The organism is Streptomyces sp. NPDC001868 (assembly GCF_040297125.1).
Taxonomy (GTDB): domain Bacteria; phylum Actinomycetota; class Actinomycetes; order Streptomycetales; family Streptomycetaceae; genus Streptomyces.
This window is the reverse complement of record NZ_JBEOYO010000009.1, coordinates 229,474-245,427: the sequence shown is the minus strand read 5'-3', so window position 1 is coordinate 245,427 and position 15,954 is coordinate 229,474. Positions and strand designations below refer to the sequence as shown.

The 15,954-nt window shown below is 72.3% G+C and carries 15 protein-coding genes; 11 read left to right on the top strand and 4 right to left on the bottom strand.

What is annotated here, in order from left to right:
• Positions 1-155: 155 nt before the first annotated feature.
• The 7 genes from ABT147_RS14500 to ABT147_RS14470 all read left to right on the top strand — a co-directional run bounded on the left by ABT147_RS14500 (position 156) and on the right by ABT147_RS14470 (position 9,263).
• On the top strand, positions 156-998 hold the full coding sequence (locus tag ABT147_RS14500; protein ID WP_351405606.1) for a TrmH family RNA methyltransferase: 843 nt from the start codon (positions 156-158) through the stop codon (positions 996-998).
• A gap of 53 nt (positions 999-1,051) precedes the next feature.
• Entirely contained in the window at positions 1,052-2,188 is a 1,137-nt protein-coding gene (locus tag ABT147_RS14495) for a sensor histidine kinase (protein ID WP_351405605.1), read from the top strand.
• A 129-nt stretch (positions 2,189-2,317) separates the two neighbouring features.
• On the top strand, positions 2,318-3,439 hold the full coding sequence (pheS, locus tag ABT147_RS14490) for a phenylalanine--tRNA ligase subunit alpha (RefSeq protein ID WP_351405603.1): 1,122 nt from the start codon (positions 2,318-2,320) through the stop codon (positions 3,437-3,439).
• Positions 3,439-5,952 (top strand): phenylalanine--tRNA ligase subunit beta, encoded by a 2,514-nt coding sequence (pheT, locus tag ABT147_RS14485; protein WP_351405601.1) that lies wholly within the window; start codon positions 3,439-3,441, stop codon positions 5,950-5,952. The genes pheS and pheT overlap by 1 nt, the downstream gene beginning before the upstream one ends.
• A 272-nt stretch (positions 5,953-6,224) precedes the next feature.
• A complete protein-coding gene (locus tag ABT147_RS14480) occupies positions 6,225-7,214 on the top strand; it encodes a PP2C family protein-serine/threonine phosphatase (protein WP_351405599.1) in 990 nt (329 codons plus the stop codon).
• Between the two features lie 65 nt (positions 7,215-7,279).
• Positions 7,280-8,620, top strand: coding sequence for an NsdA family TPR-like regulatory protein (locus tag ABT147_RS14475; protein WP_351405597.1), 1,341 nt, complete (start codon positions 7,280-7,282; stop codon positions 8,618-8,620).
• A gap of 97 nt (positions 8,621-8,717) precedes the next feature.
• On the top strand, positions 8,718-9,263 hold the full coding sequence (locus ABT147_RS14470) for an NUDIX domain-containing protein (protein ID WP_351405595.1): 546 nt from the start codon (positions 8,718-8,720) through the stop codon (positions 9,261-9,263).
• A gap of 39 nt (positions 9,264-9,302) precedes the next feature.
• Here the strand turns inward: ABT147_RS14470 and ABT147_RS14465 are convergent, their stop codons facing one another.
• Together ABT147_RS14465 and ABT147_RS14460 are read right to left on the bottom strand one after the other, a co-directional pair.
• Positions 9,303-9,560, bottom strand: a complete 258-nt coding sequence (locus tag ABT147_RS14465) for a hypothetical protein (RefSeq protein WP_351405593.1) — start codon at positions 9,558-9,560, stop codon at positions 9,303-9,305.
• A 194-nt stretch (positions 9,561-9,754) separates the two neighbouring features.
• Complete coding sequence (locus ABT147_RS14460) at positions 9,755-10,630, bottom strand: 3-hydroxybutyryl-CoA dehydrogenase (RefSeq protein ID WP_351405590.1); 876 nt, start codon at positions 10,628-10,630, stop codon at positions 9,755-9,757.
• 177 nt (positions 10,631-10,807) lie between these two features.
• On the opposite strand from ABT147_RS14460, the gene ABT147_RS14455 reads away from it, so the two are divergent.
• Entirely contained in the window at positions 10,808-12,067 is a 1,260-nt protein-coding gene (locus ABT147_RS14455) for a glycoside hydrolase family 10-like protein (protein ID WP_351405588.1), read from the top strand.
• A 27-nt stretch (positions 12,068-12,094) separates the two neighbouring features.
• On the opposite strand, the gene ABT147_RS14450 is transcribed toward ABT147_RS14455, so the two are convergent.
• Together ABT147_RS14450 and ABT147_RS14445 are read right to left on the bottom strand one after the other, a co-directional pair.
• Positions 12,095-12,292, bottom strand: a complete 198-nt coding sequence (locus ABT147_RS14450) for a DUF1918 domain-containing protein (protein WP_351405586.1) — start codon at positions 12,290-12,292, stop codon at positions 12,095-12,097.
• 100 nt (positions 12,293-12,392) lie between these two features.
• Positions 12,393-13,340, bottom strand: coding sequence for a DMT family transporter (locus ABT147_RS14445; protein WP_351405585.1), 948 nt, complete (start codon positions 13,338-13,340; stop codon positions 12,393-12,395).
• On the opposite strand from ABT147_RS14445, the gene ABT147_RS14440 reads away from it, so the two are divergent.
• The 3 genes from ABT147_RS14440 (at position 13,339) to ABT147_RS14430 (ending at position 15,944) form a co-directional block, all read left to right on the top strand.
• Positions 13,339-14,835 carry an aminotransferase-like domain-containing protein gene (locus tag ABT147_RS14440; RefSeq protein WP_351405583.1) on the top strand — a complete coding sequence of 499 codons (1,497 nt, stop codon included), beginning with the start codon at positions 13,339-13,341 and terminating at the stop codon, positions 14,833-14,835. The two genes, ABT147_RS14445 and ABT147_RS14440, sit on opposite strands and share 2 nt — an antisense overlap.
• Positions 14,832-15,275, top strand: coding sequence for a GNAT family N-acetyltransferase (locus ABT147_RS14435; protein WP_351405581.1), 444 nt, complete (start codon positions 14,832-14,834; stop codon positions 15,273-15,275). The genes ABT147_RS14440 and ABT147_RS14435 overlap by 4 nt, the downstream gene beginning before the upstream one ends.
• Positions 15,276-15,368: 93 nt before the next feature.
• Positions 15,369-15,944 carry a histidine phosphatase family protein gene (locus ABT147_RS14430; RefSeq protein WP_351405578.1) on the top strand — a complete coding sequence of 192 codons (576 nt, stop codon included), beginning with the start codon at positions 15,369-15,371 and terminating at the stop codon, positions 15,942-15,944.
• The last annotated feature ends 10 nt before the right edge of the window (positions 15,945-15,954 follow it).

Sequence of the window (15,954 nt, the reverse complement as noted above, 5' to 3'; positions counted from 1 at the left end):
CGCCCCTAGAAGCAACGGCCCCTGCGGGCCGTTGAAAAAGCACGGGGCGCAGCCCCTGCTTTTTCAGGGGCGCGGGGAACTGCGCGGCCCGCCCCCACCGGACCCGCACTCGCCGACGAACCGAACCCCCGAGCTCTCCGATCCGAAGGTGACCGATGCCCGCCCCCGAGTTGATCTCCCCCCGCTCCGCCCGCGTCGCCGCGGCCCGCCGGCTCGCGAAGCGGAACTTCAGGGGGAAGGACCGGCTGTTCCTGGCGGAGGGCCCGCAGGCCGTGCGGGAGGCCGCCGGACACGCGGACACCTTGGTCGAGCTGTTCGCCACGGTCGACGCGGCGGAACGGTACGAGGACATCGTCGCGCAGGCCCACGCCGCCGGCGCCCGCGTGCACCTCGCCGACGAGACGGTCATCGCCGACATCTCCACCACCGTCACCCCCCAGGGCCTCGTCGGGGTCTGCCGGTTCCTCGACACCCCGTTCGACGAGATCCTCGCCGCACGGCCGAGGCTCGTCGCCGTCCTCGCCCACGTCCGCGACCCCGGAAACGCCGGCACCGTACTGCGCTGCGCCGACGCCGCCGGAGCCGAGGCGGTCGTCCTCACCGACGCGTCCGTGGACCTCTACAACCCCAAGACCGTGCGCGCCTCCGTCGGATCGCTGTTCCATCTGCCGGTGGCCGTGGGGGTGCCCGTCGAGGAGGCCGTCGCCGGGCTCAAGGGCACCGGCGTACGCGTCCTCGCCGCCGACGGGGCCGGGCGGGACGACCTCGACGACGAGCTGGACAAGGGGACCATGGGCGGCCCCACGGCCTGGGTGTTCGGGAACGAGGCCTGGGGGCTGCCGGAGGAGACGCGGGGACTGGCCGACGCCGTCGTCCGCGTGCCGATCCACGGAAAGGCGGAGAGCCTGAACCTGGCGACCGCCGCCGCCGTATGTCTCTATGCGTCCGCCCGTGCGCAGCGCGCCTTCGGAGGGTGCCGCACCGTCACGCCCAGCTAGTAGGGTGACGGGCTCGGGGGCCCACTGCACAACGCGAGAGGTGGGGTACGGGGATGAGGGTCGGCACGAGCAGCGCACGGGGGGCACGGGACGTGCTCGCCACATCCGCGGCCCGGCAGGGTGACCTCGCCGAGCTGGGCATCGACCCCGACGACCTCCCCGACGGACTGGTCGTGGCCGACGAGAACGGCCGCGTGATCTGCTTCAACGCCGCCGCCGCCCGGATCACCGCCACCCCCGCCGCCGACGCCCTCGGCCGCCCCCTCGAATGGGCCCTTCCGTTAGAAGACCTCGAAGGCCGCCGCTGGTGGCAGCTGACCGACCCGTACGGGGGGCTCGCCATCCGGGTCGGACAGCCCGAGCGGAATCTGCTGCTGCCCGGGGCGCGCGAGGTCCTCGTATCGGCCCGCTACCTCCGTACGGAGCCGACGGGGCCCGTCCGCCGGGTCGTCGTCTCCCTGCGCGACACCGAGGCCCGGCGCCGCACCGAGCGCAGCCACGCCGAGCTGATCGCCACCGTGGCCCATGAGCTGCGGTCGCCGCTGACCTCGGTCAAGGGGTTCACCGCGACCCTGCTCGCCAAGTGGGAGCGGTTCACGGACGACCAGAAGAAGCTGATGCTGGAGACCGTCGACGCCGACGCCAACCGGGTCACCCGGCTCATCGCCGAACTGCTCGACATCTCGCGGATCGACTCCGGGCGGCTGGAAGTGCGCAGGCAGCCCGTCGACATAGGCGCGGCCGTCGGCCGGCACATCCAGGCGTATGTCGCCGCCGGGCAGCCCGCCGACCGGTTCCTGGCGCGGATCGAGCAGCCGCTGCCCGATCTGTGGGCCGACCCGGACAAGATCGACCAGGTGCTGAGCAACCTGATCGAAAATGCGGTGCGGCACGGCGAGGGAACCGTCACCATTGACGTCACGCCCACGGCGTCCCCCCGGGAGGGGGAGGACACCGGTACGTCGGTCACGGTGAGCGACGAGGGCAGTGGCATCCCGGAGGAGTCCATGAACCGCGTCTTCACCCGCTTCTGGCGGGGCAGCAAGCGCGGCGGCACCGGTCTCGGGCTGTACATCGTCAAGGGCATCGTCGAGGCCCACGGCGGCACCATCACCGTCGGACGCGCCCCCGGCGGCGGCGCCGAGTTCCGATTTACGTTGCCCGTGAGCGCTCCGGCCTACCTGGCCTGAGCAGCCTGCGGGCGCGTTCGTCCACCTCCACCCCGTTAGACTCGGCCATTGGCACCTTTGTGTCCTGCACACGGCCCTGAGCGCCGGTCACGGGGACCATCCGCCACCCAATCGGAAGCACGGGAAGAGATGTCGGCACCGAATAAGTCGTACGACCCGGTAGAGGTCGAGGCCTTGAAACCGGAAGAGATCGAGCGCATGCGGGACGAGGCGCTCGCCGCCTTCGCCGCCGCGGACTCCCTCGACGCCCTCCAGGAGGCCAAGGTCGCCCACACCGGCGGCACCTCCCCGCTGGCCCTCGCCAACCGCGAGATCGGCGCCCTGCCCCCGCAGGCCAAGGCCGCCGCGGGCAAGCTGGTCGGCCAGGCCCGGGGCGCGGTCAACAAGGGCCTCGCCGCCCGCCAGAGCGAGCTGGAGGCCGAGCGCGACGCCCGGGTGCTGGTCGAGGAGGCCGTGGACGTCACGCTGCCCTACGACCGGGTACCGGTCGGCGCCCGCCACCCGCTCACCACGCTGTCGGAGCGCATCGAGGACGTCTTCGTGGCCATGGGCTACGAGGTCGCCGAGGGCCCGCAGGTCGAGGCCGAGTGGTTCAACTTCGACGCCCTCAACATCGGCCCGGACCACCCGGCCCGCGGCGAGGCCGACACCTTCTTCGTACAGGGCCCGGAGGGCGGCACCGAGTCCGGTGTAGTGCTGCGCACCCACACCTCGCCCGTGCAGATCCGCTCCCTGCTGAGTCGCGAGCTGCCGGTGTACGTGATCTGTCCCGGCGTCGTCTACCGCACCGACGAGCTGGACGCCACGCACACCCCGGTCTTCCGCCAGGTCGAGCTGCTGGCCGTCGACGAGGGCCTCACCATGGCCGACCTCAAGGGCACCATGGACCACATGGTCCAGGCGCTGTTCGGCGAGGGCATGAAGACCCGGCTGCGGCCGAACTTCTTCCCGTTCACCGAGCCGTCCGCCGAGATGGACATGGTCTGCTACGTCTGCCGCGGCGAGTCCGTCGGCAACCCCGACCGCCCCTGCCGCACCTGCTCCAGCGAGGGCTGGATCGAGCTGGGCGGCTGCGGCATGGTCAACCCCAAGGTCCTCACCGCCTGCGGTGTCGACCCCGAGAAGTACAGCGGATTCGCCTTCGGGTTCGGCATCGAACGGATGCTGATGTTCCGCCACAACGTCGAAGACATGCGAGACATGGTCGAGGGTGACATCCGGTTCACCCGGCCGTTCGGGATGGAGATCTGATGCGCGTCCCGCTTTCCTGGCTGCGGGAGTACGTCGACCTGCCTGCCACCCAGACCGGCCGTGACGTCCAGGCCAAGCTCATCTCCGCCGGCCTGGAGGTCGAGACGGTCGAGCAGCTCGGCGACGGACTCAAGGGCCCCCTCGTCGTCGGTCAGGTGCTGACCATCGAGGAGCTGACGGAGTTCAAGAAGCCGATCCGCTTCTGCACCGTCGACGTCGGCACCGCCAACGGCACCGGTGAGCCCCAGGAGATCGTCTGCGGCGCCCGCAACTTCGCGGTCGGCGACAAGGTCGTGGTCGTCCTGCCCGGCGCCGAACTGCCCGGCGGCTTCGCCATCTCCGCCCGCAAGACCTACGGCCGCAACTCGCACGGCATGATCTGCTCCAGCGACGAGCTGGGCATGGGCGACGACGGCACCAAGGGCATCATCGTGCTGCCGCCGGAGACCGAGGTCGGCAAGGACGCCGTCGAGCTGCTGGAGCTGGTCGACGAGGTCCTCGACATCGCCGTCACCGCCAACCGCGGCGACTGCCTGTCGATCCGGGGCGTCGCCCGCGAGACCGCCATCGCCTACGGCCTGCCGCTGCGCGACCCGGCGCTCCTGGACGTCCCCGGCCCGAACGCCTTCGGCCACCCCGTCCAGGTCTCCGACCCGCTCGGCTGCGACCGCTTCACCGCCCGCACCGTCACCGGCCTCGACCCCGAGGCACGCTCCCCGATCTGGCTGAAGCGCCGGCTGCAGAAGGTCGGCATGCGCCCGATCTCGCTCGCCGTCGACATCACCAACTACGTGATGATGGAGCTGGGCCAGCCCCTGCACGCCTACGACCGCTCCCTCGTCCAGGGCACGATCGGCGTCCGCCGGGCCGAGGAGGGCGAGAAGATCGTCACCCTCGACGGCGTCACGCGGAAGCTGCACGCCGAGGACCTGGTGATCACCGACGAGCGCGGCCCCATCGGCCTCGCCGGTGTCATGGGCGGCGCCGACACCGAGATCGCCGACCACGAGGACGTCGAGAACGCGTCCACCGACGTCGTCATCGAGGCCGCCCACTTCGACCAGGTCGCCATCGCGCGTACGGCCCGCCGGCACAAGCTGTCGTCGGAGGCGTCCCGCCGCTTCGAGCGCGGCGTCGACCCGCAGGCCGCCGCTGCCGCCGCCCAGCGCACCGTCGACCTGCTGGTGCTCCTCGCGGGCGGCACCGCCGACGCGGGCGTCACCGAGGTGATCGCCCCGTCCGCGCCCCACACCATCACCGTCCCGGCGGACCACCCGGACAAGGTCGCGGGCGTCACCTACGGCCGCGAGACCGTCGTACGCCGCCTCCAGGAGGTCGGCTGCGACGTCTACGGGCAGGACGAGCTGATCGTCACCGTCCCGTCCTGGCGGCCCGACCTCACCGAGGTCAACGACCTCGCCGAGGAGGTCATCCGCCTGGAGGGCTACGAGAACCTGCCCTCCACGCTGCCCAAGCCCCCCTCGGGCCGAGGCCTCACGCACCGGCAGCGGCTGCACCGCCGGGTCGGCCGGGCGCTGGCCGGCGCCGGGTACGTCGAGGCGCCGAACTACCCGTTCATCGGCGAGCAGGTCTTCGACCAGCTCGGTCTGGACGCCGACGACCCGGCCCGCCGTGTCGTCAAGCTGACCAACCCGCTCAACGACGAGGAGCCCGCGCTCCGTACGTCGCTGCTGCCGGGCCTGCTGGGCGCGCTGCGGCGCAACGACGGCCGGGGCTCGCACGACCTGGCCCTGTTCGAGACCGGCCTGGTGTTCCTCCCGCGCGAGGAGCGGCGCGTCGCCGTCGCGCCGCCGGTCGACCGCCGGCCCACCGACGAGGAGATCGCGACGCTGAACGCCGCGCTGCCCGAGCAGCCGCGCCACGTCGCCGTCGTCGTCGCCGGCGCCCGCGAGCAGGCCGGCTGGTGGGGCAAGGGCCGCGCCGCCGACTGGGCCGACACCATCGAGGCCGGGCGCACGGTCGCGCGTGAGGCCGGTGCCGAACTGATCGTCCGCAAGGGGCAGTACGGTCCCTGGCACCCGGGCCGGTGCGCCGAGTTCGTGATCGTCGTCGACGGCGCCGAGCGGGTCGTCGGCCACGCCGGTGAACTGCACCCGCGTGTGCTCAAGGCGCTCGGGCTGCCGGCCCGGGCCGCCGCGATGGAACTCGACCTGGACGCCCTGGAGCAGGTGGGGGACGGCACCCCGCAGGCGCCGAGCATCTCCTCGTTCCCCGTCGCCACCCAGGATGTCGCGCTCGTGGTCGACGCGTTCGTGCCGCACGCCGACGTGGAGGCCGCGCTGCGCGAGGGGGCCGGTGAACTCCTTGAGGGCATCCGGCTGTTCGACGTCTACGAGAACGCGGAGCAGCTCGGTGACGGGCGGAAGTCGTTGGCGTACGCGCTCCGCTTCCGGGCCGGGGACCGGACGCTGACCGTGGATGAGGCTTCGGCGGCTCGGGACGCGGCGGTGGCCCTCGCGGGCGAGCGGACCGGGGCGGTTCTGCGGAGTTAGGGCGCCTGAGGGGTGGGGGGACTGCGTTTGGTTGGCGGCTGCGGGTTCGTCGTGGCTGGTCGCGCAGTTCCACGCGCCCCTGGGGACAGGGGGCAGGGGGCAAGCCCCTTGCCCCCTGCCCCTCTCGGGGCTCCATCGGCCTCCCTGCGGTCACCTCACTCATTTGGGTGACAATTTTGGGTGATCTCCCCTATCCGGGCATCCGGTGGACAGAATCGGACCGGCCTCTCGGGGCCGTTCGCGCTGTCCGGGCCTGATGGGGGGCCAACGGCATGATTCGAATCAGGGCTGGGGCCCGTCGGCGGCGGCCCGTGCGCAGGGCGCTGGTCGGGGCCCGGGTCGTCGGCGGTGCCATGGTCCTCGCGGTCGGCACCGGGCTGATGCTGCACGTCAGGCAGGTGATGCTGCGGGAAGTGCGGCAGGCGCGCGAGGCCGCGGGCGCCGCGCGGAGCGTGCTGCTGCGGCCCCTGCCCGCCCGGGTCGACGGGCTGGCCACCGCCGCCGCACAGCTCTCCGCCGACCGGGGCGCGGGCGTCGGCGGCGACCTGTACGAGGTGATCGCCACCGAGCACGGCGTACGTGTGGTGATGGGCGACGTACGGGGTCACGGCCTCGCCGCCGTCGGCACCGTCGCCGCCGTCCTCGGCAGCTTCCGCGAGGCCGTCCACGACGAGGCCGAACTCGCCGGAGTCCTCACCCGCCTCGACCGCGCCCTCGCCCGCCACCTCCGCGCCGGCGCCCGCGCCGAGGACACCGAGGAGTTCGTCACCGTCCTCCTCCTGGAGATCGCCCCCGACGGCGCACTCCACGCCCTCAACTGCGGCCACCCCTGGCCCTACCTGCTCAGCGGCGGCCGGGCGGAAATCGTGGCCCACGCCGACCCGCTCCCCCCGCTGGGCCTCTTCCCGCTGCCCGCCGAACTACCACCGACACCGTGCGGCCACCTCCTCCCCGGCGAGGCGCTGTTCCTCCACACGGACGGGGTGGAGGACGCGAGGGACGGACAGGGTCGCTTCTTTCCCTTGGCGGGCGCGCTGGCGGAAGCCGTGAAGGGCCGCCCGATCTCCCCTCAGTTCGTGCTCCGCGCAGTGTTCACCCAACTCCTCCGCCACGCAGGAGGAAGGCCCAAGGACGACATCGCGATACTGGTACTCCGCAACGACAGGGTGATCAGGAGCGCGGCCGTCTTCAGGGGCGCGGGGAACTGCGCGACCAGCCCCCACACACCCGTCGACACCCCACCTGTAGCTCCCACCCCGTAGTCGCCCCCATTCCCCCCGGCAAGGGGTACGCTGCGAAACGCCCCCACCGAGCCACCGGAGGGCCCATGCAGCCCAACACCCTGCTCGACGCGATCCTCGACGAGGCCGGTATCTCGCACGCCGGTCTCGCCGCGCACGTCAACCAGGCGGGCCGGGCCCGGGGACTGGCGCTCAGGTACGAACACACCGCCGTGGCACGGTGGTTGAAGGGGCAGCGGCCACGCGGCCAGGTGCCCGACCTGATCTGTGAGGTGCTCGCCGGACGGCTGCACCGGACGGTCACCCTCGACGACATCGGGCTCGGCGTGCCCGGCGAGCTGATCTCCTCGCACGGCGCCGGACTCTCCGGCTTCGTGGAGCGCGCCACCGCCCTGTGGCGCTCCGACGAACAGCAGCGCCCCCATGTCCTCGGCGCCCCCGCCGTCACCGGGACGCCCGCCGTGATGCCCGTCTGGGAGTGGGAGAACCCGCCGGAGGACGTCGATGTGTCCCGGGGCGGGCGGCATCGCGTCAGCATGGCCGACATCGAGATGCTGCGCGCGGCCCGTACGCACTACGAGCAGATGTACCGCAAGGCCGGGGGAGTGGCCACCCGCACCCGGATCGTCGGGTTCCTCAACGCCGAGGCCGCGCCCCTGCTGCGGGGCAGCTACACCGACGCCACCGGGCGCCAACTGCACCGGGCCACCGGGGGGTTGGTGGCGATCACCGGGATATGCGCGTACGACTCCGACGCCCACGGTCTGGCCCAGCGCTACTTCCACCAGGCGCTGCGGCTGGCGAAGGCCAGCGGGGACCGGGGGCTCGGGGCGTATGTCATCGCGCTCCTCGTCAACCAGTCGCTGTTCATGCGGGAGCACCGGCAGGCCGTCGCCTTCGCCGAGGCGGCGCTCCGTACGGCCGGCAAACACATCACACCGGCGCTCGCCTCCGACCTCTACGCGATGCAGGCGAAGGCGTACGCGCACCTGGGCGACGGCACGAGTGCGCTGTCCTGCATCCGGCGGGCCGAGCAGGCCGCCGAGCGCATCCGGCGCGGGTACGAACCCGATGAGACCGGCTATGTCCAACCAGGCCTGGTGAACGTACAGGTGGCGGAGGCGTTGCTCAGCCTCGGCGACCTGACGGCGGCGGCGGAGCACGCCGTGGCGGCCGTCGACACCCCGGCGCACGACCGGGGGCGGGTGCACCGGCTCGCGATGCTCAGCCAGATCGAGCTGCGGCAGGGCAACGCGGACAAGGCGGTGGCCACCGCCGTGGAGATGGCCGAGTGGGCGCGCGGAATGGAGTCCATGCGTCTGCGTGACAGACTCCGGGCGGTACGCGAACACCTCGTGCGCAGCGGCTGCGCGGGGACCTCCGAAGCCGCCGAACTCATCGACGGAGCACTGCGCGTACCGCTCTGACACCACCGCCGGGCGCGGCCATGCACCGGCCGTGCGCCTCCTGTCACAAAGCTCCTGCTGCGATATTGCCACTTACTCGGCGGAAGGTGGCAGAACCGTGCAGTGGACGAAACTGAGCGAACAAACTGTGTACTCGAACCGCTGGTTCAGCGTCAATCTCGCAGATGTCGCGTTGCCGGACGGTCGGCACCTCGATCACTTCCTCATCCAGCTGCGGCCCGTTGCCGTGGCCACCGTGATCAACGAGGCGAACGAGGTGCTGCTGCTGTGGCGGCACCGCTTCATCACCGACAGCTGGGGGTGGGAGCTCGCGGCGGGCGTCGTCGAGGACGGCGAAGCCATCGCCGAGGCGGCCGCCCGTGAACTGGAGGAGGAGACCGGATGGCGGCCGGGACCCCTGCGTCACCTGATGAGTGTCGAGCCCTCCAACGGGCTCACCGACGCTCGGCACCACATCTACTGGGCCGACGAGGGCGCGTATGTCGGTCACCCGGTGGACGACTTCGAGTCGGACCGCAGGGAATGGGTTCCCCTCAAGCTCGTTCCCGACCTGGTCGCCCGCGGCGAGGTCCCGGCCGCCAACATGGCGGCCGCGCTGCTCCTGCTGCACCACCTGCGTCTCGGGCAGGACGCCAAGCCCTGAATCCCCCGTCGCGTCCCGCCCGGAAGGCCGGTGCGGGCGCTAACGGCCCAGTGCCTGCCAGACGGACACCACCAGGGCACCCAGTGCCGTGAGGGCCGCCACCGCGGGCAGGGGCCAGCGGGCGTGCTCCAGGGTGACGACCCGGGTGTTCAGGTCGTCCAGATCCTTGGCGCTCTGTTCGGCGCGGTGGCTCAGCAGGGTCAGCCCTCCTTCGACGCGTGTGTGCGCCACATCCAGGCGGCGGCGTAACTCTGCGAGTTCGCCGTGGTGCACGGGATGCTCGGGGTCGATGGCCACGAGCCGCTCCTTTCTGTAGTCATCCCATCCCTTGCATGCGCACGTGAAGTCAACTCGCCTGGTGGGCGCGTGGGGAGAGTGTGCGAGCGGCATATGCGTGTCCGCCGCGCACACGGTGTGTGAATACGGCGGGCCCGGCACCGTTCTCGGTGCCGGGCCCGTGCGTGCGGGACGAGGTGACTGACCGTGCGTGATCAGGCGTACGCGTAGAAGCCCGACCCCGACTTCCGGCCGAGCCTGCCCGCGTCCACCATGCGCTGGAGCAGCGGGGGAGCGGCGTACAGCGGCTCCTTGTACTCCTCGTACATGCTGTTGGCGATGGACACGATGGTGTCCAGGCCGATCAGGTCGGAGAGCTTCAGCGGGCCCATCGGGTGGGCGCAGCCCAGCTCCATGCCGTTGTCGATGTCCTCGCGGCCCGCGATGCCCGACTCGAACATCCGGATCGCGGAGAGCAGATACGGCACGAGCAGCGCGTTGACGACGAAGCCCGAGCGGTCCTGGGCGCGCACGGCGTGCTTGCCGAGCACCTTCTCGGCGAACAGCTGCGCCCGGCTGATCGTGCCCTCGGAGGTGGTGAGCGCCGGGATCAGCTCGACGAGCTTCTGCACCGGGGCCGGGTTGAAGAAGTGGATGCCGATGACATGGTCGGGCCGCGAGGTGGAGACCGCGAGCTTCACCAGCGGGATGGAGGAGGTGTTCGAGGCGAGGATCGCGTCCGGGCGGGTCACCACCTGGTCGAGCACCTGGAAGATCTGGGTCTTGACCTGCTCGTTCTCCACGACCGCCTCGATGACGAGGTCACGGTCGGCGAACTCGCCGAGGTCAGTGGTGAAGCTCAGGCGCGCCTGCGTCTCGTCCCGCTCCGCCTCGGTGATCTTGCCGCGCTCGGCCGCCTTGGACAGGGAGTTGAACAGCCGGGTACGGCCGATCTCCAGAGCCTCGCCGCTGGTCTCGGCGACCTTCACGTCCAGTCCGGCGCGGGCGCACACCTCGGCGATGCCCGCTCCCATCTGGCCGCAGCCCACGACTCCGACTCGTGCGAGATCTCCCGTTGGGAAGTCCGTCACATCGTCCCTTTCACTGGTCTACGTGCCTGGCAGATACCCCGGGTGTGGGACTGCGCCAAACCTGCACGTTACCCGCGACGCCTACTGATCAGTATTCCGGGTGTCCCATGGAAGGCTGGCCCGGGAACGGTCCGCGACGGGGCGGACACGCGGGACGCGGTACACGGAGGTACGACGATGCATCGGAAGCCACGGATGTCACGACGGGCGTTCTGGACGACCGCCGTGACGACACTCGTGGCAGCGGGCGGGGTGGTGGCCGGCACCGCCATCGCCGGTGGTGAGCCGAGCCCCCGCCGCAGGGCGGCCGAGGGCGAGCTGCGCGGTATGTGGCTGGCCACCGTCGTCAACCGGGACTGGCCCTCCGCGCCCGGTCTGACCGCCGAAGAGCAGCGCGCCGAACTCCTCGCCCACCTCGACACCGCCGTGGAGCGCCGCCTCAACGCGGTGATCTTCCAGGTCCGCCCGACCGCCGACGCGCTCTGGCCCTCCCCGCACGAGCCCTGGTCCCAGTACCTCACCGGCACCCAGGGCCAGGACCCCGGGTGGGACCCGCTGGCCACGGCCGTCGAGGAGGCCCACGCCCGGGGCCTCGAACTGCACGCCTGGTTCAACCCGTACCGGATCGCCAACCACACCGACCCGACCCGTCTCGTCGCCTCGCACCCGGCCCGCAGGCACCCCGACTGGGTCGTCCCCTACGGCGGCAAGCTCTACTACAACCCCGGCATCCCCGCCGTCCGCGCCTTCGTACGGACGGCCATGCTCGACGCCGTACGGAAGTACCCGGTCGACGCCGTGCACTTCGACGACTACTTCTACCCGTACCCCGTGGCGGGCCAGACCTTCGACGACGACGCGGCGTACGACCAGCACGGCGGGAGTTTCCCCAACCGGGCGGCCTGGCGGCGCGACAACATCGACCGGCTGGTGCGGGAGACAGCGGCGGAGATCAAGGTGATCCGCCCCGGCACCCAGTTCGGGATCAGCCCCTTCGGGGTGTGGCGCAACGCCGTGACCGACCCGGCCGGCTCGGACACCCGGGCGGGCGTGCAGACGTACGACGACCTGTACGCGGACACCCGGAAATGGGTCAGGGAGAACTGGATCGACTACATCGTGCCGCAGCTGTACTGGAACATCGGTTTCGCCGCCGCCGACTACGCCAAGCTGCTGCCCTGGTGGGCGGAGACCGCCCGGGACAGCGGGACACGGCTGTACATCGGGGAGGCCCTGTACAAGGCGGGCGATCCGGCGCAGCCCGCGGCCTGGCAGGACCCCGCCGAGCTGTCGAAGCACCTCACCCTGGCCCGCGACGTCCCGGAAGCGCGCGGACATGTCTTCTTCTCGGCCAAGGAGGTCCGGCTCGACACGATCGGCGCGATGGCACGCGTGGTCGCCGACCACTACCAGCGGCCGGCGGATCCACCGCGCTGACGGAACCGGGGGGACGGACGGGGATGGTTACCTCGGGTCCCCGGGGTGACGGACGACGGTGTCCGGGCCCGGGGCCATCAGCGCCTCGTGCCCGTCGTCCTCGAACCTGACCCGGTAGGGCGGGTTCCCGTTCTGGCCGAGCACCTCCAGGACCTGCGCGGTCCGGTCGTGGTGCCCGACGGTCCTGCCGTGCACCAGCAGGGTGTCGCCTACAGCTGCCTGCATCGGGGGCCTCCTCGTCTCGCACGGGAGTGGCGGTCCGTGACCGCAGTCTATTGCGGGCGACGCCGGTTGGACCGGTGTGCGTACGGGTTCTCCGGCGTCCTCAGGCGGAGGTGCGCTGGGTGACCGCGATGCAGACCAGCACGGCGGCGGCCGTCAGGGGCGCGGCCGGGGTGAGCTGCTCGCCGAGGAGCAGCACCGACCACACCAGTGTGAGCAGGGGCTGTGCCAACTGCAACTGGCTGGCCTTCGGTATGCCGATCGCCGCCATGCCCCGGTACCAGACCACCAGCCCCAGGAACTGCGACCCGGCCGCCACCCACAGCAGCCCGGCGACACTGTGCGCGGTCAGCTGGACCGGCTCGTACGACAGGGCCAGCAGCGCGCCCGGCACGCTCAGCGGCAGACAGAGCACCAGGGCCCAGCCGATGACCTGCCAGCCGGGCATCACCCGGGCCAGCCGGCCGCCCTCGGTGTAGCCGGCCGCGCACACCAGCAGGGCGGCGAAGAGGTAGAGGTCGGCCGTGGTGAGGGCGCCGCCGCTCTGGGTCACGGTGAACGCGAGGACGGCGGCGGCTCCGGCGAGGGCGGCGGTCCAGAAGGTGCGTGAGGGGCGGGTGCCCATGCGCAGCGCCGAGAACAGGGCGGTCGTCAGCGGCAGCAGACCGACCACGACGGCGGCGTGCGCGGTGGTCGAGGTCCGGAGCGCGAGCGTGGTGAGCAGGGGGAAACCGACGACCACTCCGGCGGCCACGACCGCGAGCCCCGCCCAGTGCCGACGGTCGGGCAGCGGTATCCGCAGGGCCAGCAGGCAACTCCCCGCGATCACCGCCGCGAGGGCGCTGCGCACGGCGACGAGGGACCAGGCCCCGAAGCCCTCCAGGCCCCAGGCGGTGGCGGGGAAGGTGAGCGAGAACGCGGTGACGCCGAGGGCTGCCTGGAGGGTGCCGCCGGTGCGGGGGCGGTGGTCGGGCGCGGCCGGGCCGGTTGCGGTCTCCGCGGCCGGGATCGCTACTGAACTCCGGACGATAGCGCTACTCTCTGCTCTCATGCATGAGCGTAGCAGTGTCGCGGAACTGGCGGAACGCCTGCGGAAGGAGCTGGACCGCTACTCGCCCGGTGGAAAGCTGCCGTCGAGCCGGGTGCTCGTCGAGCGGTTCCGGGTGAGCCCGGTGACCGTCTCGCGGGCCCTGGCGCAGCTGGCCGCCGAGGGGCTCGTGGTGACCCGGCCCGGCGCGGGGGCCTTCCGCGCGAGCCCTCGTGAGCGCCGGGCGGCACCCGTGGGGGACACGTCCTGGCAGGAGGTCGCGCTGAGCGCGGACGGCAGCGCCGAGCCGTCGCCCCGCACGGTGGACGCCTCCGGAGTGCTGGTCTCGCTCGCCTCCCCACCGCCCGGCGTGATCGAGTTCAACGGCGGCTATCTGCACCCGTCCCTGCAGCCGGAGCAGGCGATGGGCGCGGCCCTGTCGCGGGCCGGGCGACGGCCCGGGGTGTGGGCGCGGCCACCCGTCGAGGGGGTGCCCGAGCTGCGTGAGTGGTTCGCGCGGAGCATCGGCGGGGCGATCACCGCCGCCGAGGTGATCGTCGCGGCGGGCGGCCAGTCCGCCCTGACCACCGCCCTGCGCGCCCTCGCGCCGCCCGGCGCGCCCGTGCTGGTCGAATCGCCCACCTATCCGGGCATGCTGGCCATCGCACGGGCGGCCGGGCTGCGGCCCGTTCCCGTGCCGATGGACGCGGACGGGGTCAGACCCGCTCTGCTCGCCGACGCGTTCAAGGCGTCCGGCGCCCGCGTATTCGTCTGCCAGCCGCTCTTCCAGAACCCCACCGGGGCCGTCCTGTCGGCCGACCGCAGGGGCGAGGTGCTGCGGATCGCCCGCGAGGCGGGCGCCTTCGTCGTGGAGGACGACTTCGTCCGCCGGCTCGTGCACGAGGACGCCGGACCACTGCCCAGGCCGCTGGCGGCCGACGACCCCGACGGTGTCGTCGTGCACGTCTCCTCGCTGACCAAGGCGACCTCGCCCAGCTTCCGGGTGGGTGCCCTGGCCGCCCGGGGCCCGGTCCTGGAACGGCTGCGCGCCATCCAGGTCGTCGACACCTTCTTCGTCCCGCGCCCCCTCCAGGAGGCCGCCCTCGAACTCGTCGGCTCGCCCGCCTGGCCCCGCCATCTCCGGTCGGTCTCACGGGAGTTGAAGAACCGCCGGGACACACTGACCGCCGAGCTGCGCCTGCGCCTGCCCGAACTCGCCCTGCCCCACATCCCCTCCGGCGGCTACCACCTGTGGCTGCGCCTCCCCGACGGCACTGGGGGCACCTCCCAGGCTTTCGGCCCCGGGGGAGAACCCGCGTTGGTCGCCGCCGCCCTCCGCGCGGGCGTCGCCGTCACCCCCGGCCGCCCCTACTTCAGCGCCGAACCCCCGGCCGGGCACCTGCGGCTGAGCTTCGCCGGGGTGGCGGGGGCGGGCGAGATCGTGGAAGGCGTACGGCGGCTGAGGGAGGCCGTAAACGGTTCGACAGAGGGCTCCTGGCCTGCGAACGTCCAGCCATGAACGACGAGTCGAACCAAGGCCTCCCCGAGGGCTACGAGCTGTCCGACGACCCCGACCGCCTCGACGTCGGACGGGTCCACCACTGGCTGTCCACCGACGCGTACTGGGCCCTCGGCCGCCCCCGCGAGAAGCAGGAGCGCGCGATCCGCGGCTCCCTCAACTTCGGGGTGTACGAGGCGGGTTCGGGCGAGCAGGTCGCGTACGCGCGGGTGGTCACCGACCGGACCACGTTCGCGTGGCTCTGCGATGTCTACGTCGCCCCTTCGGCGCGCGGGAAGGGGCTCGGCACCGCCCTGGTCGCGGCCGTGCGCGAGCACCTGCGGCCGTACGGGCTGCGCCGCGTTCTGCTCGCCACGCACGACGCGCACGGTGTCTACACGAAGCTCGGATTCGAGCCGCTCGCCGAGCCGGACCGGTGGATGGCGCTGGTGTTCGAGTGAGCGGCCGGGCCCGGTGACGGGCGGCCCGCAGGCCCGGGTAACTCCTGAGTAACGCCTCTTGACCTGCGCAGTACCCCGTTCCACCATCGCCGCATGCCTCTTCGGGTCACGTTCGTCGCCGCCGCGCGCTGCTCCTCGCTGCTCGCGGAACGTTTCGAGGACGACCGGCCGCTGGACCAGGCCGGCTGGGACGAGGTGCAGCGCGCCGCCCACGAGCTGGTGCCGCTGGCGGCGGCCGAGCTGCGCTACTGCTCGCCGACGCCCCGCTCCCGGGCCACCGGCGACGCCCTCGGCTACGCGCCGCTGGCCCAGCCCGCGCTGCGGGACTGCGACATGGGCCGCTGGCGCGGGTTCACGCTCGGCGAGGCCATGGCCCGGGAGCCCTCGGCCGTGGACGCCTGGCTCGCCGACCCGCACTCCACACCGCACGGCGGCGAGTCGCTGATCGCCTTCATCGCCCGCATAGGCGGCTGGCTCGAAACCCGGCCGGTGGGCGAGGGCGGCCGGATCGTCGCCGTGGCCGAGCCGTCCGTGCTGCGCGCCGCCCTCGTCTACGCGCTCAAGGCCCCGCCGTCGTCGTACTGGAACATGGACATCCGCCCCTTGTCGACGGTCACGGTCGCCGGGCACGCGGGCCGCTGGAACCTGCGGTTGGGTGCCACGCAGTAGACGGGCTCAG

What these genes read in the sequence shown, in the direction of transcription:
- ABT147_RS14500 (WP_351405606.1), top strand. Translation starts at nt 156, where the DNA reads ATGCCCGCCCCCGAGTTGATCTCCCCCCGCTCCGCCCGCGTCGCCGCG.
- ABT147_RS14495 (WP_351405605.1), top strand. Translation starts at nt 1,052, where the DNA reads ATGAGGGTCGGCACGAGCAGCGCACGGGGGGCACGGGACGTGCTCGCC.
- pheS (WP_351405603.1), top strand. Translation starts at nt 2,318, where the DNA reads ATGTCGGCACCGAATAAGTCGTACGACCCGGTAGAGGTCGAGGCCTTG.
- pheT (WP_351405601.1), top strand. Translation starts at nt 3,439, where the DNA reads ATGCGCGTCCCGCTTTCCTGGCTGCGGGAGTACGTCGACCTGCCTGCC.
- ABT147_RS14480 (WP_351405599.1), top strand. Translation starts at nt 6,225, where the DNA reads ATGATTCGAATCAGGGCTGGGGCCCGTCGGCGGCGGCCCGTGCGCAGG.
- ABT147_RS14475 (WP_351405597.1), top strand. Translation starts at nt 7,280, where the DNA reads ATGCAGCCCAACACCCTGCTCGACGCGATCCTCGACGAGGCCGGTATC.
- ABT147_RS14455 (WP_351405588.1), top strand. Translation starts at nt 10,808, where the DNA reads ATGCATCGGAAGCCACGGATGTCACGACGGGCGTTCTGGACGACCGCC.
- ABT147_RS14450 (WP_351405586.1), bottom strand. Translation starts at nt 12,292, where the DNA reads ATGCAGGCAGCTGTAGGCGACACCCTGCTGGTGCACGGCAGGACCGTC.
- ABT147_RS14440 (WP_351405583.1), top strand. Translation starts at nt 13,339, where the DNA reads ATGCATGAGCGTAGCAGTGTCGCGGAACTGGCGGAACGCCTGCGGAAG.
- ABT147_RS14445 (WP_351405585.1), bottom strand. Translation starts at nt 13,340, where the DNA reads ATGAGAGCAGAGAGTAGCGCTATCGTCCGGAGTTCAGTAGCGATCCCG.
- ABT147_RS14435 (WP_351405581.1), top strand. Translation starts at nt 14,832, where the DNA reads ATGAACGACGAGTCGAACCAAGGCCTCCCCGAGGGCTACGAGCTGTCC.
- ABT147_RS14430 (WP_351405578.1), top strand. Translation starts at nt 15,369, where the DNA reads ATGCCTCTTCGGGTCACGTTCGTCGCCGCCGCGCGCTGCTCCTCGCTG.